At 67.4% G+C, this 25,193-nt stretch carries 27 protein-coding genes; 19 read left to right on the forward strand and 8 right to left on the reverse strand.

Annotated elements, in window-relative coordinates:
* Positions 1-95 precede the first annotated feature (95 nt).
* Positions 96-737, forward strand: coding sequence for a pyridoxamine 5'-phosphate oxidase (gene pdxH / locus E3O67_RS16410; protein ID WP_174776854.1), 642 nt, complete (start codon positions 96-98; stop codon positions 735-737).
* Between the two features lie 83 nt (positions 738-820).
* Here the strand turns inward: pdxH and E3O67_RS16415 are convergent, their stop codons facing one another.
* From E3O67_RS16415 to cysK, 3 genes are read right to left on the reverse strand one after another with little or no spacing between them, the layout of a single operon-like run.
* Complete coding sequence (locus E3O67_RS16415; RefSeq protein ID WP_135103176.1) at positions 821-1,828, reverse strand: isopenicillin N synthase family oxygenase; 1,008 nt, start codon at positions 1,826-1,828, stop codon at positions 821-823.
* 13 nt (positions 1,829-1,841) lie between these two features.
* Positions 1,842-2,420: a serine O-acetyltransferase EpsC gene (gene epsC / locus E3O67_RS16420; RefSeq protein WP_134432555.1), complete on the reverse strand. Its 579-nt coding sequence runs from the start codon at positions 2,418-2,420 to the stop codon at positions 1,842-1,844.
* A 27-nt stretch (positions 2,421-2,447) separates the two neighbouring features.
* Entirely contained in the window at positions 2,448-3,386 is a 939-nt protein-coding gene (gene cysK / locus E3O67_RS16425; protein ID WP_134432557.1) for a cysteine synthase A, read from the reverse strand.
* 86 nt (positions 3,387-3,472) lie between these two features.
* On the opposite strand from cysK, the gene prmC reads away from it, so the two are divergent.
* The 14 genes from prmC to E3O67_RS16495 all read left to right on the forward strand — a co-directional run bounded on the left by prmC (position 3,473) and on the right by E3O67_RS16495 (position 15,818).
* Complete coding sequence (prmC, locus tag E3O67_RS16430) at positions 3,473-4,393, forward strand: peptide chain release factor N(5)-glutamine methyltransferase (protein WP_370260560.1); 921 nt, start codon at positions 3,473-3,475, stop codon at positions 4,391-4,393.
* Between the two features lie 40 nt (positions 4,394-4,433).
* Positions 4,434-5,225, forward strand: coding sequence for an L-threonylcarbamoyladenylate synthase (locus tag E3O67_RS16435; protein ID WP_135103177.1), 792 nt, complete (start codon positions 4,434-4,436; stop codon positions 5,223-5,225).
* A gap of 2 nt (positions 5,226-5,227) precedes the next feature.
* Positions 5,228-6,451 (forward strand): MraY family glycosyltransferase, encoded by a 1,224-nt coding sequence (locus E3O67_RS16440; RefSeq protein ID WP_135103178.1) that lies wholly within the window; start codon positions 5,228-5,230, stop codon positions 6,449-6,451.
* Positions 6,448-6,921, forward strand: a complete 474-nt coding sequence (locus E3O67_RS16445; protein ID WP_134432565.1) for a hypothetical protein — start codon at positions 6,448-6,450, stop codon at positions 6,919-6,921. The genes E3O67_RS16440 and E3O67_RS16445 overlap by 4 nt, the downstream gene beginning before the upstream one ends.
* A 172-nt stretch (positions 6,922-7,093) precedes the next feature.
* Positions 7,094-7,882, forward strand: coding sequence for a F0F1 ATP synthase subunit A (atpB, locus tag E3O67_RS16450; protein ID WP_134369997.1), 789 nt, complete (start codon positions 7,094-7,096; stop codon positions 7,880-7,882).
* Positions 7,883-7,927: 45 nt separating this feature from the next.
* Entirely contained in the window at positions 7,928-8,164 is a 237-nt protein-coding gene (gene atpE, locus E3O67_RS16455; protein ID WP_174722269.1) for an ATP synthase F0 subunit C, read from the forward strand.
* Positions 8,165-8,193: 29 nt separating this feature from the next.
* A complete protein-coding gene (locus E3O67_RS16460) occupies positions 8,194-8,745 on the forward strand; it encodes a F0F1 ATP synthase subunit B (RefSeq protein ID WP_134432567.1) in 552 nt (183 codons plus the stop codon).
* Positions 8,745-9,542 (forward strand): F0F1 ATP synthase subunit delta, encoded by a 798-nt coding sequence (locus E3O67_RS16465; RefSeq protein WP_134432569.1) that lies wholly within the window; start codon positions 8,745-8,747, stop codon positions 9,540-9,542. The genes E3O67_RS16460 and E3O67_RS16465 overlap by 1 nt, the downstream gene beginning before the upstream one ends.
* An 86-nt stretch (positions 9,543-9,628) precedes the next feature.
* The gene (gene atpA, locus E3O67_RS16470; protein ID WP_134432571.1) at positions 9,629-11,266 is read left to right on the forward strand and encodes a F0F1 ATP synthase subunit alpha; all 1,638 of its coding nucleotides are present in this window, start codon (positions 9,629-9,631) and stop codon (positions 11,264-11,266) included.
* Positions 11,267-11,367: 101 nt separating this feature from the next.
* Positions 11,368-12,270: a F0F1 ATP synthase subunit gamma gene (locus tag E3O67_RS16475; protein ID WP_134432573.1), complete on the forward strand. Its 903-nt coding sequence runs from the start codon at positions 11,368-11,370 to the stop codon at positions 12,268-12,270.
* Positions 12,271-12,284: 14 nt separating this feature from the next.
* Positions 12,285-13,748, forward strand: coding sequence for a F0F1 ATP synthase subunit beta (gene atpD, locus E3O67_RS16480; RefSeq protein ID WP_134432575.1), 1,464 nt, complete (start codon positions 12,285-12,287; stop codon positions 13,746-13,748).
* Between the two features lie 2 nt (positions 13,749-13,750).
* On the forward strand, positions 13,751-14,017 hold the full coding sequence (locus tag E3O67_RS16485) for a F0F1 ATP synthase subunit epsilon (protein ID WP_134432577.1): 267 nt from the start codon (positions 13,751-13,753) through the stop codon (positions 14,015-14,017).
* 5 nt (positions 14,018-14,022) lie between these two features.
* A complete protein-coding gene (locus E3O67_RS16490) occupies positions 14,023-14,793 on the forward strand; it encodes a YaaA family protein (RefSeq protein WP_135103179.1) in 771 nt (256 codons plus the stop codon).
* Positions 14,794-14,837: 44 nt separating this feature from the next.
* Positions 14,838-15,818 (forward strand): malate dehydrogenase, encoded by a 981-nt coding sequence (locus E3O67_RS16495; RefSeq protein WP_135103189.1) that lies wholly within the window; start codon positions 14,838-14,840, stop codon positions 15,816-15,818.
* A 53-nt stretch (positions 15,819-15,871) separates the two neighbouring features.
* Here E3O67_RS16495 and E3O67_RS16500 read toward each other — a convergent pair whose 3' ends face one another.
* From E3O67_RS16500 to E3O67_RS16510, 3 genes are all read right to left on the reverse strand, one after another.
* Positions 15,872-16,492, reverse strand: a complete 621-nt coding sequence (locus E3O67_RS16500; protein ID WP_135103180.1) for a DNA-3-methyladenine glycosylase I — start codon at positions 16,490-16,492, stop codon at positions 15,872-15,874.
* The gene (locus tag E3O67_RS16505; protein WP_135103181.1) at positions 16,489-16,989 is read right to left on the reverse strand and encodes a methylated-DNA--[protein]-cysteine S-methyltransferase; all 501 of its coding nucleotides are present in this window, start codon (positions 16,987-16,989) and stop codon (positions 16,489-16,491) included. Before E3O67_RS16505 ends, E3O67_RS16500 begins: the two co-directional genes overlap by 4 nt.
* 97 nt (positions 16,990-17,086) lie before the next feature.
* Positions 17,087-18,205: a N(5)-(carboxyethyl)ornithine synthase gene (locus E3O67_RS16510; RefSeq protein ID WP_167726702.1), complete on the reverse strand. Its 1,119-nt coding sequence runs from the start codon at positions 18,203-18,205 to the stop codon at positions 17,087-17,089.
* A gap of 83 nt (positions 18,206-18,288) precedes the next feature.
* Here E3O67_RS16510 and E3O67_RS16515 point away from each other — a divergent pair, with 83 nt between their 5' ends.
* The 4 genes from E3O67_RS16515 (at position 18,289) to E3O67_RS16530 (ending at position 23,636) form a co-directional block, all read left to right on the forward strand.
* On the forward strand, positions 18,289-19,251 hold the full coding sequence (locus tag E3O67_RS16515) for an aldo/keto reductase (protein ID WP_134432587.1): 963 nt from the start codon (positions 18,289-18,291) through the stop codon (positions 19,249-19,251).
* A 79-nt stretch (positions 19,252-19,330) separates the two neighbouring features.
* Positions 19,331-19,921: a TetR/AcrR family transcriptional regulator gene (locus tag E3O67_RS16520; RefSeq protein WP_135103183.1), complete on the forward strand. Its 591-nt coding sequence runs from the start codon at positions 19,331-19,333 to the stop codon at positions 19,919-19,921.
* 8 nt (positions 19,922-19,929) lie between these two features.
* Positions 19,930-21,663, forward strand: a complete 1,734-nt coding sequence (locus tag E3O67_RS16525; RefSeq protein ID WP_134432591.1) for an ABC transporter ATP-binding protein — start codon at positions 19,930-19,932, stop codon at positions 21,661-21,663.
* Positions 21,660-23,636: an ABC transporter ATP-binding protein gene (locus E3O67_RS16530; RefSeq protein ID WP_135103184.1), complete on the forward strand. Its 1,977-nt coding sequence runs from the start codon at positions 21,660-21,662 to the stop codon at positions 23,634-23,636. Before E3O67_RS16525 ends, E3O67_RS16530 begins: the two co-directional genes overlap by 4 nt.
* Positions 23,637-23,642: 6 nt before the next feature.
* On the opposite strand, the gene E3O67_RS16535 is transcribed toward E3O67_RS16530, so the two are convergent.
* Positions 23,643-24,035 carry a TraR/DksA C4-type zinc finger protein gene (locus E3O67_RS16535; protein ID WP_135103185.1) on the reverse strand — a complete coding sequence of 131 codons (393 nt, stop codon included), beginning with the start codon at positions 24,033-24,035 and terminating at the stop codon, positions 23,643-23,645.
* Between the two features lie 125 nt (positions 24,036-24,160).
* Positions 24,161-25,193 (reverse strand): molybdopterin-dependent oxidoreductase (locus E3O67_RS16540; RefSeq protein WP_135103186.1); only part of this gene is annotated, 1,033 nt, incomplete at its 5' end.

The raw sequence follows: 25,193 nt of genomic DNA on the forward strand, positions 1-25,193 counted from the left end.
GGTGGCCCAGCGCCCGCTCTCTCGTAGTCTGGAGAGAGCGGCGGCTGGGCTTTTCGCGTTCTCCGCCGGGTAACGACGACGAGGCGAGGATGCTGATGGAATCTCTGACGAGTCACACCGACTACGGCGCAGTGAGCCTGACCGAGGCGCAGGTCAACGTCGATCCGATGCTCGAGTTCGCGGCCTGGCTGGGGGCTGCCGAGCGGGCCGGGCTCTACGAACCCAACGCCATGGTCGTCGGCACCATCGACCCCGACGGGCGGCCGAGCAGCCGCACGGTGCTGCTCAAGGGGCTCGACGGCAGCGGGTTCGAGTTCGTCACCAACTATGACTCGCGCAAGGGACGGGCGCTCCGAGCCAATCCCGGGGTGACACTGCTGTTCCCCTGGTACCCGATGCAGCGCCAGGTGATCGTCTACGGCACTGCCCACGCCACGGATGCCGCCGCCAGCGACGCCTATTTCGCGCGTCGTCCGCGGCCCGCCCGCATCGCCGCCCTTGCCAGCGAGCAGTCCGAGCCGATCGTGAGCCGTGAACGGCTCGAGGAGCAGGTACGGGAGATCGAGCGCCGCTACCCCGACGATACCGAGATCCCGCGGCCCGCCGACTGGGGTGGGTTCCGGGTCGTTCCCCACGCGATCGAGTTCTGGCAGGGCCGCACGTCCCGGCTGCACGACCGCCTGCGCTTCACGGCGCAGGAGAGCGGCGGTTGGATGCTGGAGCGCCTGCAGCCGTAGCGGCCGCGGGCTCGCAGCATCCGTCGCCGTCGGCGCGGTGGCCGAAGTCAGTCCGGGTCGGAGTCAGGCCAGGTCGGAGTCAGTCAGGCCAGGTCGGAGTAGTGGATGGCCGCCACGTCCGGGTGCGCCCGCAGGCGGCTCTTCAGAGCATTCTCCCCGTAGCTGGCGAAGATCGGGTTCTCCGGGTCGGCCGTGATGCCGGGCGAGTCGAGGGAATCCGGCAGGGTGAGCAGCGGGATGGTCGCGTCGAGCGCGGGTCCGAAGAAGAACGGGATCGAGACCCGGTCGTCGCCGATCAGAGGGGAGATCACCCGGTGCACGGTGGCCTTGAGGTAGCCGTTCGTGGCCACCTCGAGCAGCTCGCCGATATTGACCACGAAGGCGCCGTCGAGCGGGGGAGCGTCGATCCAGTCGCCATCCTTCTCCACCTGCAGCCCGCCCTTGCCGGGTTCCACGAACAGAAGGGTCAGCACCCCGGAGTCCTTGTGCGCGCCGACGCCCTGCCGAGGCGTGGGATCGGACTTGCCGGGGTAGCGAACGATTTTGATCAGGGTGAACGGCTTCTCGGCGAAGGCCGCATCGAACACGTGCTCATCGGTGCCGAGCGACAGGGCCCAAGCCTGCATCAGGCGTAGGGCGATGGCGTTGAGCTCGGAGCGCCAGAGCGTCATCACCTCTTCGAGAGCGGGGAGGGTGGAGGGCCACTGGTTCGGTCCCTCGAGGCGCAGATAGTCGGCCCGCGTGGGCCGCGGCAGTGCCGGGCGGTCCGGTCCGATGTCGATCTGCTCGCGCCAATCGACCTGGCCCTGGGTGAGCTCGCCGCCCACCCGGGTGTAGCCGCGGAAGTGCGGGCTCTTCAGATTCTCGATCGCCATCTTGTCGGCTTCCGGAAGGGCGAAGAAGTCCCGGGCAGTGCGCATCACCCGGTCGACCAGTTCCGCGGGCACACCGTGGCCGGTCAGGTAGAAGAACCCGAAGGAGTGGGTGGCCTCCCGCAGATCGGAACGGAAGGCCTCCGCCTCAGCGTCGCTCCCGTCGAGCCGCGACAGGTCGAGAACGGGGAGGGTGAGGGGTGCGGTGTGGGTGGTCATGGGGTTCCATTCCTCAGTAGTCGCCGGGCAGCAGCCCGCGGGCGGATTCGATGGTGTCGGGCTTGGCCGGCTGCACGGTGGCCGGGATGCCCAGCAGCAGCGACTTGGGTGGGGCATCCCGGGTCACCACGGCGTTGGCGCCGATGGTGCTCCAGGCTCCGATGACGATGGGCCCGAGCACCTTGGCGCCGGCGCCGATCGTCACGCCGTCGTGCAGGGTGGGATGCCGCTTCTCACCACGGGTCACCCCGTGCCGGGTCTTACCGCCGAGGGTGACCCCGTGGTAGAGCATCACATCGTCGCCGATGTCCGAGGTCTCCCCGATCACGACGCCCATGCCGTGGTCGATGAACAGCCTGCGGCCGATCCGGGCGCCGGGGTGGATCTCGATCCCGGTCAGGAACCGGGTGAACTGCGACAGGAGCCGGGCCGGCAGCCGCAATCCGGCCACCCACAGGCGGTGCGCGACCCGGTACGACCACACGGCGTGCAAACCGCTGTAGGCCAGGAACACCTCGATGTTGCTGCGGGCGGCCGGGTCGTGGGCACGCGCCATCGCCAGGTCCTCACGGATGCTGGAGAAGACTCCCATTCGCTTTCCCGACTGCCCGGTTCCCGCCTAGTCCAGCAGGTCCTCGTAGAGCACGGTGGAGAGGTAGCGTTCGCCGAAGCTCGGCATGATCGCAACGATGGTCTTGCCGGCGTTCTCGGGGCGCTTGGCCTGTTCGATGGCGGCCCAGACGGCGGATCCGCCGGAAATGCCGGAGAGGATGCCCTCATCGGTGGCCAGCAGGCGCGCCGTGGACACGGAATCGGCGAGCGTGACGTCGGCGACCTCGTCGTAGACGTGCGTGTCGAGAACGGTCGGGATGAAGTTGGCGCCGATGCCCTGGATCTTGTGCGGCCCGGGCTTGCCGCCGGTGAGGATGGGGGAGTCGATCGGCTCGACGCCGATGACGCGCACGGAGGGCTTGCGCTCCTTGAGCAGCTGACCGGTGCCCGTGATGGTGCCTCCGGTGCCGATCCCGGCGACGAGGATGTCGACGGCGCCCGCGGTGTCGTCCCAGATCTCGACGCCCGTGGTCGCGTAGTGGATGGCCGGGTTGGCCGGGTTGTCGAATTGACGGGCCAGGACCGCCCCGGGGGTGGCGGAAGCGATCTCCTCGGCCTTGGTGACCGCGCCGCGCATGCCCTCGGAGCCCGGCGTCAGCACGATCTGTGCCCCGTAGGCACGCAGCAGCTGGCGGCGTTCGCGGCTCATGGTCTCCGGCATCGCCAGGATGACGGTGTACCCGCGGGCGGCTCCCACCATCGCGAGGGCGATCCCGGTGTTGCCGCTGGTTGCCTCGACGATGGTCCCGCCCGGGGCCAGCTCGCCGGAGGCCTCGGCCGCATCGACGATCGCGATCCCGATCCGGTCCTTGACACTGCCCGAGGGGTTGTAGAACTCCAGCTTGACCAGCACAGTTGCGTCGAGGCCTGCCGTGAGCCGATTGAGTCTGACCAGGGGTGTCCTGCCGACGGCAGCGGTGATGTCGGAGTAAATCTGAGCGGGCATCGGTGGTCGCCTTTCGATCGGGGTCACGAACCTCGCCCAGCCTACGGCTCCGGCATCGGGCGTGCGCGTGCGTTACATTTCAATACGTGACAACTCCACCCGGCAGCGATTCCATTCCCATCGGCCCCATTTCTGCCGACATTGCCGAATTGCGCGCCCGGGCCATCGACATCCTTTCCCGGGCCGGAATCGGCGACCCCGACGTCGACGCCGACCTCCTGATCGGCCATGTTCTGGGGCAGAGCCGCGGCCAGGTGCAGGCCGCCGCCATCCTGCGCACCGCCCTCGACGCCACGGATGCCGCGGTCGCCCTCGAACTCGTTCGTCGCCGCTCCCTGCGCGAGCCGTTGCAGCACATCACCGGGCGGGCACCATTCCGCGGTCTCGAACTCTTCGTCGGACCGGGTGTGTTCGTTCCCCGCCCCGAGACGGAGCAGGTGGCGCAGTTCGCCATCGACGCGCTCCGTGCACTTCCCGACGCGGAGCCGATCGGCGTGGACCTCGGCACCGGAAGCGGCGCCATCGCCCTCGCCCTGGCGGTCGAGGTGCCGAACGCGCGTATTTGGGCGGTCGAGAATTCGCCCGAGGCGTTCCCCTGGACCTCCCGCAACTTCGAGCATGTTGCCGCGGACAATGCCACCCTGGTGTTCGACGACCTCACCGACGCGTTGAGCGAACTCGACGGCACCGTGGCCGTGGTGATCTCCAACCCGCCCTACATCCCGGCGGATGCGATCCCGCGCGACCCTGAGGTTCGCCTCTTCGATCCGGCCCGTGCCCTGTTCGGAGGCCCCGACGGGCTGGACGTGGTGCGGCACGTCTCCCGCACGGCCCTGCGTCTCCTGCGTCCCGGCGGCCAGATCGTGATCGAGCACGGTGAACTCCAAGGCGCCGAGATCAGGGCTCTCCTGACCGCGGACGGCTGGCGCGCCCCGGCCACCCACCGCGACTACACCACCCGCGACCGCGCCACCACGGCCGTCGCCCCCGGGCCCTCCGATCGGTGAGGACGGCTCCCTCCGGGTGGCTGCATTAGAATCAGGCACAATGACTCGCATCTATGACTGCTCGGTTGACACGGAATACGCGGCCGGCATGAGGCTCGCGCGCTCGGCCATCGGCCGCGGCGCGCTCGTTGTCATCCCCACCGACACGGTCTACGGCATCGCCGCGGACGCCTTCGACCCGGACGCCGTGCAGCGCCTCCTCGACGCCAAGGGCCGCGACCGCTCCTCGCCGCCACCCGTGCTGATTCCCGCTATCCCCACCCTCGACGCCCTGGCCCAGAACATCCCGCAACCGGTGCGCGAGCTCGTTGCCGCGTTCTGGCCCGGCGGCCTCACGGTCGTGCTGAACGCCCAGCCGTCACTGGCCTGGGACCTGGGCGAGACCCGAGGCACGGTGGCCCTGCGGATGCCCGCCAACCCGGTTGCCCTCGACCTCCTTTCCGAGACGGGGCCCCTGGCCGTGTCATCCGCCAATACGAGTGGTCGACCCTCCGCCATCGACGCGGAAGGCGCCGAGGAGATGCTCGGCGGCAGCGTGGCTGTCTACCTCGACGGTGGGACGGCCGGACTCGGCTACGAACCCATCGGCGACCGGCCGGGGGACACCTCGTCGACCATCGTGGATGCGACCGGCTTCGAGTCCAACGGCGGCAAGGTCGTCATCGTACGGAACGGCGTGATTTCACGCGAGGCCATCGGGGCCGTCATCGGCGAGGCTCTCGCGCCGATCGGGTTCCGCCTGCCTGTGTCCAAGACCGCCGCCGAGACATCCGCCGGGCCTGCCGTCGAGGCGACCTCCGGACCGGACGATCCCGCGGCGGACGCAGGGTAGCCATGACCGTCTTCATCCTGCTCAGCCTGGTCTCTGCCCTGGTTACCTTTGGGTTCTCCGTGCTCGTCCTCAAGCTCAGCCACCGCTACCGGCTCTACCCGAAGATCCGCGAACGCGACGTGCATACGCTTCCGACTCCCCGCCTCGGCGGGATCGCGATCTTCGTCGGCATCGTCGCCGCCTTCGGAGTGGCCTACCTGGTCGCGGCCCGCTTCGCGCCGCTGCGCCTCATCTTCAGCGATCCCCAGCAGATCCTCGCCATCCTGGGCGCAGCCCTGCTGATCGTGCTGCTGGGGGTGGCCGACGACCTCTGGGACCTCGACTGGATGACCAAACTGGCCGGGCAGTTCATCGCGGCCGGCCTCATCGCCTGGCAGGGCGTGCAGGTGTTGTCGCTGCCGATCGGCGGGCTGACCGTCGGGTCCTCCTGGATGTCGATCATGATCACCGTGGTCGTGATCGTGATCGTGATGAATATGATCAACTTCATCGACGGGCTCGACGGGCTCGTCGCCGGCGTGGCGCTGATCGCGAACGGCGTGTTCTTCCTCTACAGCTACCTGCTGGCCCGGGACACCTCGCCGAGCAACTACTTCAACCTCGCCTCGCTGATCGCGGCCATCCTGGTGGGTGCCTGCGTCGGCTTCCTGCCGCTCAACTGGCGGCCGGCGAAACTGTTCATGGGGGATGCCGGCGCGCTCCTGGTCGGTCTGCTGATGGCCACGTCCGCCATTGCGATCACGGGCCAGGTCGACCCCACCTCCGTCAACCGGTCGCAGCTCTTCCCGGCGTTCATCCCGATCATCCTGCCCGTCGCGATCCTGATCATTCCGCTCCTGGACTTCGGTCTGGCGGTGTTCCGGCGCGTCCGGGCCGGCAAATCCCCCTTCAGTGCCGACCGCAAGCACCTGCACCACCGGCTCCTTGACATGGGACATTCGCACCTGCACGCGGTGCTGATCTTCTACGGCTGGACCGCGGCGGCATCCATCGGATGCCTGCTCTACTTCCTGCTTCCCGTGCATTTCGGGCTGCCCGCGTGGTATGCCACAATCTTCCTGTTCGTCGCGCTGTTGGTCTGCACCCTCGTGACTCTGGCGCCGTTGAGTCGGCGCAAGGCCGTCGAGTCAGCCAGCCAGCTCGCCCGAACGAACGAACACCGAGAAGAAATCGCCCGGCTCGACCGCCTCGATGAGGCGTCGGCGACGGCGGAGGAGAAGGTATGACCAGCGCACCACCCCGTTCATCTCAGCCCACATCGGTCCCGGTCCTGCGCCGCATCCTCGTCTACGGATCGTTCCTCGCCGGCGGGATCGCCCTCCTAGGCGCCGTCATCGGTGGCTTCGTCGCCGGAAGTTCGGGCGTTGTGAGCGCCCTGATCGGCACACTGATGGCCGTGGTCTTCATGGGCATCACCGCGGGCAGCATTCTGCTCGCGAACCGCTTCGCCGGCACCGCGGCGGCCATCGGCGCCTTCTTCGGCATCGTCATGGGCGGCTGGTTGGTCAAATTCGTGGTCTTCCTGCTGCTGATGGTCCTGCTCAAGGACCAGCCGTGGATCCAGCCGGTGGTGCTGTTCCTCAGCATCATCGCCGGGGTCGTGGGCTCACTCCTGGTCGACGTTTTCGTGCTGATGAAAAGCAGAATGCCCTACGTCAGCGACATCACGCTCCCCGCTCCATCCGACCAGGGATGACGCCGCGCCTCGATTCGGTGCCGAGTCCAATCTTTGCTATGGTTAGCCACGGTTCGCCCCGGTCTTTCTGTGCCATGTCGCACAGCTGCCCGGCCCATCATTCGTCATCGCGAGAGCAGAGCTTCCCGCCCCGAAACAGGAGAAAGCGCTGCTAGAAACCGCCGTAAACCTGATGATTCCGTTCGCCACCGATGAGGGTGGCTTCAACGGTCCGACGATTGGCGAATTCTTCCCGGAGGCGATTTTCTTCGCCGGGACACCATTCGAAATCAACCGGATCATGCTCGTCCGATTCCTTGCCGTGGCCGTGCTGCTGCTGGTCTTCTGGCTGGGCACCCGCCGCATGAAGGTCATCCCGACCCGAATGCAGAGCATCGTCGAGATGGGCCTGGACTTCGCCCGGGTCAACATCGCCGAAGACATCCTCGGCAAGAAAGACGGCAAGCGCTTCCTGCCGTTGATCACGACCATCTTCTTCATGGTGCTGTTCCTGAACATCACCGGTCCGATCCCCTTCCTGAACATCGCCGGCACCTCCGTGATCGGGGTTCCGCTGGTTCTGGCTCTCGTGGCCTACGGCGCATTCATCTACGCCGGCGTCAAGAAGAGCCCGGGCAACTTCTTCCGCAACGCGCTGTTCCCTCCCGGGGTCCCGCCGTTCCTTTACATCATCGTGACGCCGATCGAATTCATTTCGACGTTCGTTATTCGGCCGATCACGTTGACGCTCCGATTGCTGATGAACATGATCGTCGGCCACCTGCTCCTGGTGCTGTTCTTCAGCGCCACGCAATTCTTCTTCTTCACGGCAGACGGCGGATTCAAGCTGTTCGGTGTGGGCACCCTGGTCTTCGGCTTCGCTTTCACGCTGTTCGAAGTCCTGATCGCCCTGCTGCAGGCCTATATTTTCGCTCTGCTCACCGCTGTCTACATCCAGCTCGCGCTGGCTGAGGAACACTAAACAACAAATCCAGCACTCGCTGAATTTGTCACTACGGAAGGAAACATGTTGGACGCAACAACCGTTCTCGCGGAAATCAACGGCAACATCGCGACTGTCGGTTACGGCCTCGCCGCAATCGGCCCGGCCATCGGCGTGGGTATCGTCGTCGGCAAGACCATCGAGGGTGTCGCACGTCAGCCTGAACTGGCCGGCCAGCTGCAGGTGCTGATGTACATCGGTATCGCCTTCACGGAGGCGCTTGCCTTCATCGGCATCGCCACCTACTTCATCTTCGTTTAGTCCTCTTTTCTCTCTAGTCAGGAGGCACAATGTTTAACGCAGTGATTGCAGCTGCTGCAGAGGGGGAGTCGGCGAACCCGCTCCTCCCCGCGGTCTATGACATTGTCTGGTCCTTGGTCATTTTCGTCGTCATTCTGTTCTTCTTCTGGAAGTACGTGCTGCCGAAAATGCAGAAGCTGCTCGACGACCGCGCCGAGGCCATCGAAGGCAACATCGCCAAGGCCGACGACGCTCAGCGCAAGGCCGAAGCTGCTCTCGAGCAGTACACGGCCCAGCTCGCCGACGCTCGTGCCGAAGCCGGCCAGATCCGTGAGCAGGCTCGCGCCGACGGACACAAGATCATCGCCGAGCACAAGGATCAGGCTCTGGCCGAGGCCGCTCGCGTCACCTCGAACGCCAAGGCCCAGATTGAAGCAGAGCGCCAGGCGGCAGTCGTCTCGCTCCGCTCCGAAGTGGGAACCCTGGCCATCGACCTCGCATCCGGCGTGATCGGCGAAAGCCTGACCGACGACGCGAAGTCCAGTGCCATTGTCGACCGTTTCCTGGCTGATCTTGAGGCCTCGGAGAAAGCAGCTAAGTAATGGGAAGCGCCACCAGAGAAGCTCTGGCCACGTCGCGGGCGGCACTGGCTGCCAACGCAAGCACGGCCGATCTGGCGACGGGTGAAAGCCTGTTGAACGCCGGCCGGGTCATCGGTGAGTCGTCTCAGCTGCTGTCGGCTCTCGCCGACCCGGCAGCGGATGATGCTGCGAAGGCCGCACTGGTTCGTGCGGTCTTCGCGTCGGGGCTGACCCCGGCCGCGCTCGAGCTGATCCAGAAGGTCTCCGCGACGCGCTGGTCCAGCCACGACGACCTGCTCGCCGGGATCGAAGACCTGGGTCTGCGGTCCATTGCGGCTTCGGCTCCGGCCGCCGGTCAGGTCGAAAGCGAGTTGTTCGCCTTCGGCACAGCCGTATCGTCCAATTCCGAGCTCGAGCTGGCCCTGGCCAGCAAACTGGGCAAGGCGAGCGCCAAAGTCGGCCTCGTCGACTCGTTGCTGGCCGGCAAGGTCAGCGACCAGACCTTGGCAATCGTCCGGCACCTCGTGCAGCAGCCTCGCGGTCGCCGCATCGGTGAATTGCTGCGCTACGCGGCATCCACCGTCGCCGACCAGTCGGGCACGTCAATCGCAACGATCACGTCGGCGGCCGCTCTTGCTCCGGAACAGGTTGAGCGCCTGCGCGCCAGCCTGTCGGTGCGCTACGCGCGTCAGCTCACGATCAACCAGGTTGTCGACCCCGCTCTCGTCGGGGGCGTCCACGTTCAAATCGGTGACGTCGTCATCGATGGCAGCATTGCCACCCGCCTTAAAGATCTGAGACTCCAGCTCGCTGGCTGACCGCTTCAGTCAGTACCACACACCTCGGGACGGCAGCGTCTCGTGCACGACAGAACCTGTACACCCAGTACAGAAAAGGGAAGATGATGGCAGAACTAACGATCAGCCCCGATGAGATCCGCGACGCTCTCCAGGACTTCGTGAAGTCCTACGAGCCGAACAAGACCGCGACGACCGAGGTTGGCTACGTCACCACGGCCGGCGACGGCATCGCGCACGTCGAGGGCCTTCCCAGCGTGATGGCCAACGAGCTCATCAAGTTCGCTGACGGCACCCTCGGACTCGCCCAGAACCTGGACGAAGACGAGATCGGCGTCGTCGTCCTCGGCGAGTTCGCCGGAATCGTCGAGGGCATGGAGGTGCACCGCACCGGTGAGGTACTCTCCGTACCCGTCGGAGACGGCTACCTCGGCCGTGTCGTCGACCCGCTGGGCGCGCCCATCGACGGTCTCGGTGAGATCAAGAGCGAAGGCCGCCGCGCACTGGAGCTTCAGGCTCCCGGCGTGATGGACCGCAAGTCGGTCCACGAGCCCATGCAAACCGGAATCAAGGCCATCGACGCCATGATTCCGATCGGCCGTGGTCAGCGTCAGTTGATCATCGGTGACCGCCAGACCGGCAAGACCGCGATCGCGATCGACACGATCATCAATCAGAAGGCCAACTGGGCTTCGGGAGACGTCAACAAGCAGGTTCGCTGCATCTACGTCGCCATCGGCCAGAAGGGCTCCACGATCGCCGCCGTCAAGGGCGCGCTCGAGGATGCCGGAGTCATGGAGTACACGACCATCGTCGCGTCCCCGGCCTCCGACCCGGCCGGGTTCAAGTACCTCGCGCCGTACACCGGTTCGGCCATCGGCCAGCACTGGATGTACGCCGGCAAGCACGTTCTCGTCATCTTCGACGACCTGTCCAAGCAGGCCGAGGCATATCGCGCCGTGTCCCTCCTGCTGCGCCGTCCGCCGGGACGCGAAGCGTACCCCGGTGACGTGTTCTACCTGCACTCCCGCCTGCTCGAGCGTTGTGCCAAGCTGTCCGACGCCCTCGGCTCCGGATCGATGACCGGCCTGCCGATCATCGAGACCAAGGCGAACGACGTCTCCGCGTACATTCCGACCAACGTGATCTCGATCACCGACGGCCAGATCTTCCTGCAGTCCGACCTCTTCAACGCCAACCAGCGTCCCGCGGTCGACGTGGGAATCTCGGTCTCCCGAGTCGGCGGTGACGCCCAGGTCAAATCGATCAAGAAGGTTTCCGGAACCCTGAAGCTCGAACTGGCCCAGTACCGGTCCCTCGAGGCCTTCGCGATGTTCGCCTCCGACCTCGACGCGACGAGCCGTCGCCAGCTCGGCCGTGGCGCCCGCCTGACCGAACTGCTCAAGCAGCCGCAGTACTCGCCGTACCCGGTCGAAGACCAGGTCGTTTCGATCTGGGCCGGCACGAACGGCAAGTTCGATGAGGTGCCCGTGGCCGACGTCCTGCGCTTCGAGCGCGGATTGCTCGACCACCTCGGCCGCACCACGAGCGTTCTCACGACGCTGCGCGACACCAATGTTCTCGACGACGCGACCATCGCGACGCTCGAGATCGAGGTCGACAAGTTCAAGCAGGGGTTCCAGACGGGTGAGGGCAAGCCGCTCGCCTCGGTGGGCAAGGAAGTCTTCGAGGCGATCGCCGCCGACGAGGTCAACCAGGAGAAGATCGTCAAGCACCGCCGCTAAGTGGCGCGGCCGCGTCCCCGACTCGCCCGAGTCGGGGACGCGGCCGGAATCACTCGATCACCCGCACCAATTCAGCACTGACAAGGAAGCACAGGAGACACATGGGAGCGCAACTTCGGGTCTACCGGCAGAAGATCAAGTCTGCCCAGACGACTAAGAAGATCACTCGGGCCATGGAGTTGATCTCTGCCTCGCGCATTCAAAAGGCCAAGGCCCGCGTCGCCGCGTCAACCCCGTTCGCCCGTGCCATCACGCAGGCAGTGTCCGCGGTCGCTACCTACTCGAACGTGGCCCACGTGCTCACGACCGAGCCGGAGAAGATCGAGCGCGCCGCGGTCGTCATCTTCGCTTCCGACCGTGGACTGGCCGGCGCGTTCAGCTCGCAGGTCCTGCGTGAGGCCGAGTCGCTCAGCGAGTTGCTGCGCAGCCAGGGCAAGGACATCGTCTACTTCCTGGTGGGGCGTAAAGCCGCCGCGTACTTCAGTTTCCGCCGCCGCGTGTCCGAGCAGACCTGGACCGGTTCCACCGATCAGCCGCAGTATGAGACTGCCCGCGAGATCAGCGACGCACTGCTCGAGGCCTTCCTCCGCGAAGCCGACGACGGCGGCGTCGACGAGATCCACGTCGTCTACAACCGGTTCGTCAGCATGGTCACGCAGCTTCCGCAGGTTGTCCGCCTGCTTCCGCTCGAGGTCGTCGAAGGCGTCGAAGAGCCCGGTGAGAGCCAGGTCCTGCCGCTGTACGAGTTCGAACCGGATGTTGAAACGGTGCTGGACTCGCTGCTCCCCGTCTACATCGAGAGCCGCATCTTCAATTCCATGCTGCAGTCCGCCGCAGCCGAGCACGCCGCGCGTCAGAAGGCCATGTCATCGGCCTCCGACAACGCGGACAAGTTGATCAAGGACTACACCCGGCTGTCCAACAACGCCCGGCAGACCGAGATCACGTCGCAGATTTCCGAGATCGTGGGTGGAGCCGACGCGCTCTCATCCGCCAAGCACTAAGAGAAGAGAGAGCTATGACTGACACCGCAACCGCGCCAGTCCATGCACCGGTCGAGACCGTCGCCGTGGGCCGAATCGCCCGCGTCACGGGCCCGGTCGTCGACATCGAGTTCCCGCACGACTCGATTCCGGGCATGTACAACGCACTGAAGACCACCATCGTCATCGGTGATGTGTCGACCGTGATCACGCTCGAGGTCGCCCAGCACCTGGGCGACGACCTCATCCGGGCCATCGCGCTGAACCCGACCGATGGTCTGGTCCGTGGCCAGGAAGTCCGGGACACCGGCTCGCCCATCACGGTCCCCGTCGGAGACGTCACCAAGGGGCGCGTGTTCAACGCCATTGGCGAGGTGCTCAATGCGGAGCCCGGCGAGACGATCGAGATCACCGAGCGTTGGCCCATCCACCGCAAGCCGCCGCCCTTCGACCAGCTGGAGTCCAAGACCCAGCTCTTCGAAACCGGCATCAAGGTCATCGACCTGCTCACCCCGTACGTTCTGGGTGGGAAGATCGGCCTATTCGGTGGGGCCGGAGTCGGCAAGACCGTTCTGATCCAGGAAATGATCCAGCGCGTCGCGCAGGATCACGGTGGAGTGTCCGTGTTCGCCGGTGTCGGTGAGCGCACCCGTGAGGGCAACGACCTCATCCACGAGATGGAAGAGGCCGGTGTCTTCGACAAGACCGCCCTCGTGTTCGGCCAGATGGACGAGCCGCCGGGAACGCGTCTCCGCGTCGCCCTCTCCGCCCTCACGATGGCCGAGTACTTCCGCGACGTCGCCAAGCAGGACGTGTTGCTCTTCATCGACAACATCTTCCGCTTCACGCAGGCCGGCTCCGAGGTGTCGACCCTGTTGGGCCGCATGCCGAGCGCCGTCGGCTACCAGCCGACCCTGGCGGACGAGATGGGCATCCTCCAGGAGCGCATCACGTCGACCCGTGGCCACTCGATCACGTCGCTCCAGGCCATCTACGTGCCTGCTGACGACTACACCGACCCGGCCCCGGCGACCACCTTCGCCCACCTCGACGCGACCACCGAACTGTCGCGTGAAATCGCGTCGAAGGGCCTCTACCCGGCCGTCGACCCGCTCACCTCGACCAGCCGCATCCTCGACCCCCGCTATCTGGGTGCCGATCACTACAACACGGCCGTGCGCGTCAAGGCGATCCTGCAGAAGAACAAGGAACTCCAGGAGATCATCGCGATCCTCGGTGTCGACGAGCTCTCCGAGGAAGACAAGGTCACCGTCTCCCGCGCACGCCGCATCCAGCAGTTCCTGTCGCAGAACACCTACATGGCCAAGAAGTTCACGGGTGTCGAGGGTTCGACGGTTCCGCTCAAGGACACCATCGAGTCCTTCACGGCCATCGCCAACGGTGACTTCGACCACGTGGCCGAGCAGGCCTTCTTCAACGTCGGCGGCATCGCCGACGTCGAAGAGAAGTGGGCGAAAATCCAGAAGGAGAACGACTAGTCATGGCCGGTGCTCCGCTCAAGGTCAGCGTCGTCGCGGCGGACCATGAAGTGTGGTCCGGCGAGGCGAGCATGGTTGTCGCTCGCACCGTCGAAGGCCAGATCGGAATCCTCCCCGGGCATGAGCCCATGCTGGCCATCCTGGCCAGCGGTGAGGTGCGCGTGACCCTGAGCGGTGGCGAGAAGATCGTCGCCGAGGCGGCGGACGGCTTCCTGTCGGTCGCCAACAACGTGGTCACGATCGTCGCACGCAAGGCAGAACTCGTCTAGCCAGAGTGCTGATCCTTTTGCCGCCGTCCGAGACGAAACGTCTCGGCGGCATCGAATTACCGCTTGACCTGAAGAACCTCACGTACCCGTCGCTTGCATCCAAGCGGCGGGTACTTGTGCGTGCGCTGCAGTCCCTTGCGAAGCACCCGGATGCGATGATGTCCGCTCTCAAACTCGGCCGCACGCAGTCCGGCGAGGTGGAGCGTAATCGCCTGCTGGCCTCCTCCGCCACCATGCCCGCCATCGACCGGTACACCGGAGTGGTTTACGACGCGCTCGACGCGGCGAGCCTCTCTGCACGCGAGCGTGACTGGGCCGGCCGGAACGTGCTGGTGCACTCGGCCCTGTTCGGGCCGGTCGGCGCTCTCGATCTCCTCCCGGCCTACCGGCTGTCCTGCGACTCCCGGCTGCCGGAGCATCCGCTGAAGAAGCACTGGGCGGACGCCGTGCGCGGCGTCCTGGGAGGCTCCGACGGGCTTCTGCTGGACCTCCGCTCGAACGGGTACGTGGCGCTCGGCGCCGCGCCGGTGCGGCCCGACTCGCTGTACCTGCGCGTGGTCACGGAGACGGCGGACGGCCGAACCCGAACCCTGAACCACTTCAACAAGAAGGCCAAGGGCAACTTCACGCGGGCGCTGATTCGTCACGGTCAGTCCTTCGGCACCGCCGGGGAGCTGCTCGATTGGGCGCCGGGAGCCGGGTTCGAGCTGCGCCCGGGCGCGGACGGAGAAGTGGATCTGGTCGTGTCCATCCAGGTCGAGGCAACCCAAGGCTGACGCCGGACCGTTCCGGCCCTAGGCTGGCATTCGTGTCCACACCTATGAATGTCACCGTCACCGGCGCCGGCGGACAGATCGGCTACTCGCTGCTCTTTCGGATCGCATCGGGAGACCTCCTCGGCCCCTCCACACCCATCAATCTGACTCTGCTGGAGATCCCAGCGGGGCGCGCGGCAGCGGAGGGCACGGTCCTCGAACTCCAAGATTGCGCGTTCCCCCTGCTCTGGTCGGTAACGGTCACCGAAGACCCCGTGCGCGCCTTCGACGGCGTCAACATCGCCCTTCTGGTCGGGTCCCGGCCCCGCGCCGTCGGCATGGAGCGCGTCGCGCTTCTCGAAAGCAATGGGCGCATTTTCGGCCCGGCGGGAACCGCCCTCAACGCGGGCGCGGCGGCCGACGTTCGCGTCCTGGTCGTGGGCAACCCCGTCAACACCAACACCCTGGTCGCCAGTGCCTTCGCGCCCGACATTCCGGCCGACCGGTTCACCGCGATGACGCGCCTGGACCACAACCGCGGCATCGCCCAGCTCGCCAGCAAGCTGGACGTCCACGTCGCCGCGCTGGACGGACTCACCATCTGGGGCAACCACTCCGCGAGCCAGTACCCGGATGTTTTCCACGCGACAGCGGGCGGGCGACCGGTCTCCGAGCTGGTGGGGCAGGACTGGCTCGCCGAGGAGTTCATCCCCCGGGTGGCGAACCGGGGTTACGAGATCATCCAGGCCCGCGGGGCCTCGTCGGCGGCGTCGGCGGCGTCGGCGGCCATCGACCACATCTACGACTGGGTCAACGGGACCGGCGAGCGGTGGACCTCGGCCGGAGTCAGTTCCGACGGCTCCTACGGCGTGCCGGAGGGGCTCGTGTGCTCCTTCCCGGTGCGCGCGGTCGACGGCCGCTGGCAGATCGTTCCGGACCTGGCGATCAACGCGTTCTCCCGGGCGAGGATCGACGCATCCGTCGCCGAGCTGATCGAGGAGCGGGAGGCCGTTCAGGCTCTCGGCCTGCTGCCCGCCCTCCGCTAGGGGGAGGGAGGGGGCGACGGTCGGGCCGCGCGCGGCCGACCGAGCGGCGGTGGTCAGCCGTGGGTCGCCCGGTGGCATCCGCTCAGGTGGTCGTCGACCAGCCCGGCCGACTGCATCAGGGCGTACATCGTGGTGGGACCGACGAACGTGTAGCCACGGCTGCGGAGCTCCCGACTCAGGGCCGTCGACTCCGGTGTGATCGCCGGGACCTCCGCGAGGTCCCGCAGGCGGACCGCGCGGGGTTCGGGCGCGAAGCCCCAGATCAGGCCGGTCAGGCTCTTGCCGAGATCGCGGGTGACCTGGGCGTTCCGGATGGTGGCCTGGATCTTGCCGCGGTGCCGGATGATGCTCGCATCGGTGAGCAGCCGGTCGACCTCCGTCTCGTCCATCACGGCCACGCGGTCGACGTCGAAGTCGTGGAACGCGGCCCGGAAAGCCGGCCGGCGCCGCAGGATGGTGATCCAGGACAGGCCGGCCTGGAACCCCTCGAGGCACAGCTTCTCGAACAGGAGCCGCTCGTCCCGGAGCGGCCGTCCCCACTCCTCGTCGTGGTAGCGCCGGTATTCGGGGTCGTCGCCGACCCAACCGCAGCGGGCGAGTCCGTCGTCGCCGAGCGTCAGTGACACGGATGTCGTGGCCGCGGTCGTCACTGCGCCGATCGTCTCTGCGCTCATGAACGGTGCTCGATCCCCTCGTGGTCGAGCAGCCAGACCTTGGTGGGCACACCGCTGCCGCCGCTGTAGCCGGTGATGCGGCGGTCGGCCGCCAGCACCCGGTGGCAGCCGATCAGGATCGGCACGGGGTTCGCCCCCACGGCGCCGCCCACGGCCCGGCCGGACCCCGGCCTGCCCAGCGAGCGCCCCAGTTCGCCGTACGAGGTCACCTCGCCGAAGCCGAGTTCGGACAGTCGCTGCCAGACGCCCCGCTGGAACGCACTGCCTCCGCTCGGCGTCACGGGCAGGTCGAACACCGTGCGGGTGCCCGCGAAGTACTCCGTCAGCTGCGTCGCGGCCCGTTCGAGCAGGGGCGACGGGGACTCCGGGGTGTCTTCGAGGGGCAGGTGACCGTCGTGTTCGATGGAGAGCGAGAGGATGCGCTCGGCGTCACTGGTGAGTTCCAGCCGCCCGATGGGGCTGGGCAGCCGGATCAGGAAGGTTCCGATGGTCGTCATGCCTCGACTGTAGTCGGAGGCACCCCGCGCACCTCGCGGGTTTCGGACCTGGCGGGGGGAGCGGCTCCCGGCCGGGCTGGGGAGGAGCCGACCGGTCTCAGGGGAGCCGGGGGTGAGGGTACTCCGCGGCGCGGTGCTGGAACGCCAGGATGTTGGGATTCTGGATGATGCCATCGCGAATCTCGATCGCGCGGCGCAGGGTCTCGTTGGCGGTCCAGGCGGCCTCGCCCGCGAGCACATCGTGCAGGTACGGTAGCAGCGCCTCGCTGACCTCCCAGGTGGCGGAGTTCCAAAGATACGACGGGCTGTGGTCGACCGCGTAGTACGTGACGTTGGTGCCGACCAGGAAGGTCGGCTGGTCGAACGTCGTGGACCTCGCCCAGCTGAACCCCATGCCGGTGTCGCAGGACACGTCGATGATCAGCGACCCCGGGGCGACCATTGCGAGATCGTCTTCAGTCAGGAACGTGAGCGGGGCATTGGGGTCCTGCAGCACACAATTCACGACGATGTCGTGGCCGGCGAGGAACTCGGGCAGCGGCACCCGCTCGTTTTCCGGCAGGGCGTAATTCGCGTTCGGGCCGTCACCGTGGCCGAGTCGCACGATCTGGGCGGAGTGGATCGGGGAGCTGACCGCGGTCACGTCCCGATTGGTCAGCACAGTGACGTCGTAGACGCCGAGGGCGTTGAGCGCCGTCACGGCACCCCGGGCGGTGGCCCCGAAGCCGATCACCGCGGCCCGGAGCCTGCGCCCGTAGTCGCCCGTCGAGCCGATCAGCGACACGGCGTGCAGCACGGAGCAGTACCCCGCGAGCTCGTTGTTCTTGTGCAACACGTGCAGGTGGAATTCGCCGCCATTGGTCCAGTGGTTCATCGCCTCGAACGCGATCAGGGTCAGCCGCTTGTCGATGGCCAGCTGGGTAAGCTGCGCGTCCTGCACGCAGTGCGGCCACGCCCAGAGCACCTGCCCGTCGCGGAGGGCCGCGACATCCTCCAGCAGAGGCTTGGCGAGCAGGATGACGTCGCACTCCGTGATGAGGTCCGCGCGCGAGCGCAGTCCACCCACGAGCGGAGCCAACTGCTCGTCCGACACGCCGAACTGCTCGCCGTAGCCGAGTTCGAGGAACATGCGCCCCCGGAGATCCGGATCGATCCGTTCGAAATGTGACGGATGAATGGGCAAACGACGTTCATTCGGCTTACCCGAACGTGACATGACTCCGAGCGTGGAACGACTCACTGGTACCCCTTTGTAGTTGAGTCCTGTTTAGCACAGGCCGGCGCGCCTAATGTGGAGGAATGGAGCAGATGGAATACCGCACACTGGGCGAGTCGGGGCTCATGGTTTCCACGATCGGCCTGGGCTGCAACAACTTCGGCCGCGCCGGAACGGCGACCCAGACTCAGGCCGGAACCACCGCCGTCGTCAACGCGGCCGTCGACGCCGGGATCACCCTGTTCGACACGGCCGACATCTACGGCGCGGAGCGCGGGCTCAGCGAAACGCTGATGGGCCACGCGCTGCGGGGCAGGCGCGACCGGATCGTGCTCGCCTCGAAGTTCGGCATGGACATGAACGGCCGCAACGGACCCGATTGGGGGGCGCGCGGCTCGCGCCGCTACATCCGTCTCGCCGTCGAGGCGTCCCTCCGTCGTCTGCAAACCGACTGGATCGACCTCTACCAGCTGCACGAGCCTGACCCTCACACCCCGATCGAGGAGACCCTGCAGACCCTCGACGACCTCATCCGCGAGGGCAAGGTGCGCTACATCGGCCACTCGAACCTGGCCGGCTGGCAGATCGCGGAGGCGGAGTTCACCGCCCGGCTGAACGGGCATCCGCGGTTCGTCTCGGCCCAGAACGAATACAGCCTGCTCGTGCGCGACGTTGAAGACGAGGTGCTGCCCGCCGTCAATGCCTACGGCCTCGGCTTCCTGCCCTTCTTCCCCCTCTACAACGGGCTATTCACGGGCAAGTTCTCCCGTGCGGGCGGCCCCGCGGACAGCCGGATCATGATGGTCCGGCCGCACCTGGTCGAGAACGCACCGTGGGACGTCGTCGAGAAGTACGAGGAGTTCTGCGACGAGCGTGGCGTGACCATGCTCGCCGCGACCTTCGCCTGGCTGCTGGCCCAGCCGGGACTCACCAGCGTCATAGCCGGGGCCACCCGCCCGGAACAGATCCTGCAGAACGCCACCGAGGGCGGCGCGTGGCGGCCGACGCCCGAGGACGTGGCCTGGATCTCGGAGCTCTTCGCCTGAGCCGTCGTCCCGAACCTGACCTCGAATCCGACCTCGCATCCACCTTGTGAGTGAGCGCTCACTCATATAAAGTCGAAGGATGTCCGCCAAACCTGCCCGCGCGAGATCCCTGTCCATCGAGGACCGGCAGGCGATGATCCTCGACGCGGTCACCCCCCTGCTGATCGAGCACGGCCAGACCGTCACCACCCGGCAGATCGCCCAGTGCGCCGGCATCGCCGAGGGCACGATCTTCCGGGCCTTCGACAGCAAGGACGACCTGCTCAGGGCGGCCATGGACCGTCAGCTCGACCCCGAGCCGTTCCGTCTCGAACTCGCCGCGCTCGATCGTGAGCTCCCGCTCGAGGAGCGGGTGCGCGCCGTGGTCACCCTGCTGCGCCGCCGCTTCGCGCAGGTCTTCGCGCTGATGACGGCGGTGGGCTCGATGGGCAGACCTCACACCCACGACATCGCGCACGCGTTCACCGTGCTGCTCGCCGACGTTCTCGCGCCTGACCTCTTGCGCTTCACCGTCGCCCCGGAGCGGGCGGCGCAGGTCATCCGGATGATCGCACTCGCGGCATCCGTGCCCCACATCACGGCCGGCCCCGGCTTCGACGACGACGAGCTGACCGCCCTCATCCTCTACGGCATCCTCGGCTCCACGGCGCCGTCCAACGCCACCCGCTAGGAGACCCGGTGCTCTGGAAACTGCTTGTGAAGTACCTGCGGCCGTACCGGCGGCTGCTGACGGCCGTCGTCGTGTTCCAGCTGGCGCAGTCGATCGCCTCGCTCTATCTGCCCACCCTCAACGCCGACATCATCGACGAGGGCGTCGCCACGGGCGACACCGAGTACATCCTGCGCATCGGCGGCCTGATGCTGCTGATCACGCTGTTCCAGATCGTGTGCGCGATCGTCGCCGTCTACTTCGGCGCGAAGGCCGCCATGGCGCTCGGGCGGGACCTGCGCGGCGCCGTCTTCACCCGGGTCGGCGAGTTCTCCGAGCAGGAGGTCACCCGGTTCGGTGCCCCGTCGCTGATCACCCGGTCGACCAACGACGTGCAGCAGGTGCAGATGCTCGTGCTGATGACCGCAACCATGATGGTCACCGCGCCGATCCTCTCCGTCGGCGGAGTGATCATGGCCATCCGGCAGGACGTGCAGCTGTCCTGGCTGATCGCCGTGAGCGTGCCCGTGCTGCTGATCGGTGTCGGGCTGATCATCGTACGGATGGTGCCCCTGTTCCGGCTGATGCAGACCCGCATCGACACCGTCAACCGGGTGCTCCGGGAGCAGCTCACGGGCATCCGAGTCATCCGCGCGTTCGTGCGCGAAGACGTTGAGACCGTGCGGTTCGGCACGGCGAACACGGATGTCACCGACACCGCACTGCGGGCCGGCCGCCTGATGGCACTGATGTTCCCGGTCGTCATGCTCGTGCTGAACGTGTCCAGTGTGGCCGTGATCTGGTTCGGGGCGTTCCGGATCGAGGACGGGTCCATGCAGGTCGGCACCCTGGTCGCCTTCCTCAGCTACCTGATGCAGATCCTGATGGCCGTGATGATGGCCACCTTCATGGCCGTGATGATCCCGCGGGCCACCGTGTCGGCCGACCGGATCGGCGAGGTGCTCGACACCGAGTCCAGCGTGCGCCCGCCGCGGCACCCCGTCGTCGACACCGTCGGCCGCGGCGAACTGGAGCTCGTGGGTGTGGGCTTCGCGTACCCCGGCGCCGAGCAGCCCGTGCTCTCCGATGTGAGCTTCACCGTGCACCAGGGCCAGACGACGGCGATCATCGGCAGCACCGGCGCGGGAAAGACCACCCTGGTCAACCTGCTGCCGCGGCTCTTCGACGCCACCAGCGGCAGTGTGCGGGTCGACGGGGTCGACGTGCGCGAGCTGCACCCGGACCTGCTCTGGGGCAACATCGGGCTGGTGCCGCAGAAGCCGTACCTGTTCTCCGGCACCGTGCGCAGCAATCTGCTCTACGGCAAGCCGGACGCCACGGAGGCGGAGCTCTGGGAGGCCCTCACCATAGCGCAGGCCCGCGACTTCGTGGCGGAGATGCCGGACGGCCTCGATGCGCCGATCGCGCAGGGCGGCACGAACGTGTCCGGCGGGCAGCGGCAGCGCCTGGCCATCGCCCGGGCCCTGGTCAAACGGCCCGAGCTCTACATCTTCGACGACTCGTTCTCCTCGCTCGACCTGGCGACGGATGCCCGGCTGCGCCAGGCCCTGGCCCTCGGCACGGGCGGCGCCACCATGGTGATCGTCGCCCAGCGGGTCTCGACCATCGTCGGCGCCGACCAGATCCTGGTGGTCGAAGGGGGGCGCATCGTCGGCCGCGGCACCCACGACGAACTGCTCGAGTCCAACGAGACCTACCAGGAAATCGTGTCATCCCAGCTCGCGGCGGAGGAAGCGGCATGAGCCACGCCACCCCGAGCTCAGGCTCGGACCGTCCTCCCGCGCGCGGCCCCGGCCCCGGGCACGGCCCGTTCGGCGGCATGAGCGCCCCGGCCGAGAAGGCCATGAACTTCGGACCGTCGGCCCAACGGCTGCTCGGTAGGCTGCGTCCCGAGCGGCTGTGGCTCGGACTGGTCCTGGTGCTCGCCGTCGCAAGCGTCACCTTCTCCGTGCTCGGCCCGCGCCTGCTCGGCGAGGGCACGAACCTCATCTTCTCCGGCCTCATCTCCCAGGACCTGCCCGCCGGGGTGAGCCAGGCGCAGTTGATCGACCAGCTGCGCGCCTCCGGCGACACCGGGAAGGCCGACCTGCTCAGCGGGATGACGCTGACGCCGGGCCAGGGCGTCGACTTCGCGATGCTCTCCACCGTGCTGCTCTGGGCGATGGTGCTCTACGTGCTGTCCGCGGCGTTCGCCTACGTGCAGGCCTATCTGCTCAACGGCGTCGTGCAGCGCACCGTGTTCCGGCTCCGCAGTGACATCGAGGCCAAGATCAACCGCCTCCCGCTGCGCTACTTCGACAAGGTGCAGCGCGGCGAACTGCTCAGCCGGGTCACCAACGACGTGGACAACGTCTCGCAGAGCCTGCAGCAGTCGCTGAGCCAGGCCGTCACCTCGCTGCTGACCGTGGTGGGCGTCATCGTGATGATGTTCCTGCTCTCCCCGCTGCTGGCCCTGATCGCCCTGGTCACCGTTCCGCTGACCTTGGTGACGACCGTGCTGATCGCCAAGCGGTCACAGAAATTGTTCGTCGCGCAGTGGACCCATACCGGCGAGCTGAACGGCCAGATCGAGGAGACCTTCACCGGCCACGCCCTGGTCACGGTGTTCGGTCGCCAGAAGGAGGTCGAGCAGCGCTTCCGGGCCAAGAACGACGAGCTCTACGAGGCCAGCTTCGGCGCCCAGTTCGTCAGCGGCCTGATCATGCCGGCGATGACGTTCATCGGCAACCTCGTCTACGTGGGGATCGCCGTCGTTGGCGGTCTCCAGGTGGCATCCGGGGCCATGCAGCTCGGCGACGTGCAGGCGTTCATCCAGTACTCCCGGCAGTTCACCCAGCCGCTCGCCCAGCTCGGGTCGATGGCGAACCTGCTGCAATCCGGCGTCGCCTCGGCCGAGCGGGTCTTCGCCCTGCTCGACGCCGACGAGCAGAGCCCCGACTCGGAGCCCGCCGAAACCCCCACGGCCGCCCACGGCCGGCTGGTCTTCGAGGGCGCTTCGTTCCGCTACACCTCGGACACGCCGCTGATCGAGAACCTCAGCCTGGTGGCCGAGCCCGGCCAGACCGTGGCCATCGTCGGCCCCACCGGGGCCGGCAAGACCACCCTGGTGAACCTGATGATGCGCTTCTACGAGCTCGACGCCGGCCGGATCACCCTCGACGGCGTGGACGTGAGCCGGATGACGCGGGACGACCTGCGCGGGCGCATGGGCATGGTGCTGCAGGACACCTGGCTGTTCGGCGGCACGATCCGCGACAACATCGCCTACGGACGACCGGATGCCGCGGAGGAGGAGATCCTGGACGCGGCGCGCGCGACCTACGTCGACCGGTTCGTGCACACCCTGCCCGAGGGTTACGACACCGTGCTCGACGACGAGGGCGGCAACGTCAGCGCCGGCGAGAAGCAGCTGCTCACGATCGCCCGCGCGTTCCTCGCCAAGCCCAGCGTGCTGATCCTCGACGAGGCGACCAGCTCCGTCGACACGCGCACCGAGGTGCTCGTGCAGAAGGCGATGAGCGCCCTCCGCGTCGACCGCACCAGTTTCGTGATCGCGCACCGGCTCTCCACGATCCGGGACGCCGACCTGATCCTGGTGATGGAGGCCGGCCGGATCGTCGAGCTGGGCACGCATGAAGAACTGCTGGCAGCGGATGGCGCGTACCACGCCCTGTACAACGCCCAGTTCGCGGCGGCGGTCGCCGACGAGGTCTAGGTCCGGTCAGGCCCGGCGCTGCGCTTCCAGTTCGCGTGCGCAGTCGATGCACAGGGCGGCGGCCGGACGGGCTTCGAGTCGTTCCCGCCCGATCGGTTCGCCGCGGCGGGTGCACAGCCCGTAGCTGCCGTCCGCGATGCGCGCCAGGGCCTGGTCGATGGTCGTGGACGTCGCCTCCAGGTCGCTGTGCACGCCCGAGATGCGCGACCACTCCATGGTCAGTGTGGGGCCTTCAGGATCGTGCTCGTCGTCGGCCGTGCCGGAGTTGCGGGCCTCGATCACATCGTCGAGGGTCGTGCCGATTCGGCCGAGCGCGATGTCGAGATCGTGGCGCTGGTGGCGCAGCAGCTTCTCGAAGTGTCGCAGGTCGGCGGCGTTCAGTTTCGTCTGGGTGCGCATGATTCCGGTCCTCTCCAACGGGGGCACGTCAAGCTGGGCGCGGCGATGCGCCGGCACACTGCGTGGTTTTCGCTGTTGAGGATACGCCCGCGCCGGTCAGCTGTCGCGGGGTGGCGACCGACGGTTCAGGCGACCGTGACCGGGATGTCGTGCAGGCCGGTTGCCCCGTCGGGGATCACGTCCCGGCGCACGGAGGTCTGCACCAGACCCGCGGCATCCGTCGCCCGCACCCGCAGGGTGTGCCGCCCGGCCGGGGCCGCCGGCCAGACCCAACTCCACTGCCGCCAGGTGTCGGCCGAAATGGCGTCGGCCAGGGTGGCGTCGTTCCAGGCGCCGTCGTCGACCTGCACCTGCACGGAACGGATGCCCACGTGCTGCGACCAGGCCACGCCCGCCACGGTCACCGGTCCGGCCGCGACGTCGGCGTTCCGGCGCGGCACGTCGATGCGGGCAGAGAGCTTGACCGGCCCCTGGGCGGTCCAGCCGCGCGTCGTCCAGTAGGCGGCCGCCTGGTCGAAGCGGGTGACGTTCAGCTCGACCACCCACTTCGTGGCCGAGACGTAGCCGTAGAGCCCGGGCACGACCATGCGCACCGGGTAGCCGTGCTCGAGGGGGAGCGGCTCCCCGTTCATCCCCACCGCGAGGATCGCGTTGCGGTCGTCGGTGAGCACCTCGAGCGGGGTGCTGGCGGTCCAGCCGTCCTCGCTGCGGGAGAGCACCATGTCGGCCCCGGAGAGTGGCCGGGCCTGCGCCAGCAGCAGGCGGATCGGGTAGCCCAGCCAGGTCGCGTTGCCGATCAGGTCGCCGCCGACCGCGTTGGAGACGCAGGTGAGGGTGGTCGTGCTCTCCTCGAGGGGCAGGGCGAGGAGCTCGGCGAAACCGATCTCGACCTCCTCCTCGACCATGCCGGTGATCTTCAGCGTCCAGGTTGCCGGGTCGATTCGGGGCACCTGCAGGGCCGTGTCGATGCGGTAGAACTCGGTGTTCGGGGTGATCAGCGGGGCCAGGCCGGGGATGTCCAGCTCGGCTCCGGCCGGGATCGGGGCACCGGGAACGGCCGCGGCCGGCAGCGTGAAGCGGGCGCGCGCGGCATCCGTCGCCCGGACGCCGGCCGAGATCAGCTGCCCGCCGGCCGCGGCGAGCACGCCGAGGGCTGCG

Origin of the sequence: Cryobacterium sp. TMT3-29-2 (genome assembly GCF_004564305.1) — a bacterium.
In the GTDB taxonomy this organism is placed as follows: Bacteria; Actinomycetota; Actinomycetes; order Actinomycetales; family Microbacteriaceae; genus Cryobacterium; species Cryobacterium sinapicolor.

Excerpts from the sequence above, each read along its gene's own strand:
- pdxH (WP_174776854.1), top strand. The coding sequence starts at position 96 with ATGGAATCTCTGACGAGTCACACCGACTACGGCGCAGTGAGCCTGACC.
- E3O67_RS16415 (WP_135103176.1), bottom strand. The coding sequence starts at position 1,828 with ATGACCACCCACACCGCACCCCTCACCCTCCCCGTTCTCGACCTGTCG.
- epsC (WP_134432555.1), bottom strand. The coding sequence starts at position 2,420 with ATGGGAGTCTTCTCCAGCATCCGTGAGGACCTGGCGATGGCGCGTGCC.
- cysK (WP_134432557.1), bottom strand. The coding sequence starts at position 3,386 with ATGCCCGCTCAGATTTACTCCGACATCACCGCTGCCGTCGGCAGGACA.
- E3O67_RS16435 (WP_135103177.1), top strand. The coding sequence starts at position 4,434 with ATGACTCGCATCTATGACTGCTCGGTTGACACGGAATACGCGGCCGGC.
- E3O67_RS16440 (WP_135103178.1), top strand. The coding sequence starts at position 5,228 with ATGACCGTCTTCATCCTGCTCAGCCTGGTCTCTGCCCTGGTTACCTTT.
- E3O67_RS16445 (WP_134432565.1), top strand. The coding sequence starts at position 6,448 with ATGACCAGCGCACCACCCCGTTCATCTCAGCCCACATCGGTCCCGGTC.
- atpB (WP_134369997.1), top strand. The coding sequence starts at position 7,094 with ATGATTCCGTTCGCCACCGATGAGGGTGGCTTCAACGGTCCGACGATT.
- atpE (WP_174722269.1), top strand. The coding sequence starts at position 7,928 with ATGTTGGACGCAACAACCGTTCTCGCGGAAATCAACGGCAACATCGCG.
- E3O67_RS16460 (WP_134432567.1), top strand. The coding sequence starts at position 8,194 with ATGTTTAACGCAGTGATTGCAGCTGCTGCAGAGGGGGAGTCGGCGAAC.
- E3O67_RS16465 (WP_134432569.1), top strand. The coding sequence starts at position 8,745 with ATGGGAAGCGCCACCAGAGAAGCTCTGGCCACGTCGCGGGCGGCACTG.
- atpA (WP_134432571.1), top strand. The coding sequence starts at position 9,629 with ATGGCAGAACTAACGATCAGCCCCGATGAGATCCGCGACGCTCTCCAG.
- E3O67_RS16475 (WP_134432573.1), top strand. The coding sequence starts at position 11,368 with ATGGGAGCGCAACTTCGGGTCTACCGGCAGAAGATCAAGTCTGCCCAG.
- atpD (WP_134432575.1), top strand. The coding sequence starts at position 12,285 with ATGACTGACACCGCAACCGCGCCAGTCCATGCACCGGTCGAGACCGTC.
- E3O67_RS16485 (WP_134432577.1), top strand. The coding sequence starts at position 13,751 with ATGGCCGGTGCTCCGCTCAAGGTCAGCGTCGTCGCGGCGGACCATGAA.
- E3O67_RS16495 (WP_135103189.1), top strand. The coding sequence starts at position 14,838 with ATGAATGTCACCGTCACCGGCGCCGGCGGACAGATCGGCTACTCGCTG.
- E3O67_RS16500 (WP_135103180.1), bottom strand. The coding sequence starts at position 16,492 with ATGAGCGCAGAGACGATCGGCGCAGTGACGACCGCGGCCACGACATCC.
- E3O67_RS16505 (WP_135103181.1), bottom strand. The coding sequence starts at position 16,989 with ATGACGACCATCGGAACCTTCCTGATCCGGCTGCCCAGCCCCATCGGG.
- E3O67_RS16510 (WP_167726702.1), bottom strand. The coding sequence starts at position 18,205 with ATGTCACGTTCGGGTAAGCCGAATGAACGTCGTTTGCCCATTCATCCG.
- E3O67_RS16515 (WP_134432587.1), top strand. The coding sequence starts at position 18,289 with ATGGAGCAGATGGAATACCGCACACTGGGCGAGTCGGGGCTCATGGTT.
- E3O67_RS16520 (WP_135103183.1), top strand. The coding sequence starts at position 19,331 with ATGTCCGCCAAACCTGCCCGCGCGAGATCCCTGTCCATCGAGGACCGG.
- E3O67_RS16530 (WP_135103184.1), top strand. The coding sequence starts at position 21,660 with ATGAGCCACGCCACCCCGAGCTCAGGCTCGGACCGTCCTCCCGCGCGC.
- E3O67_RS16535 (WP_135103185.1), bottom strand. The coding sequence starts at position 24,035 with ATGCGCACCCAGACGAAACTGAACGCCGCCGACCTGCGACACTTCGAG.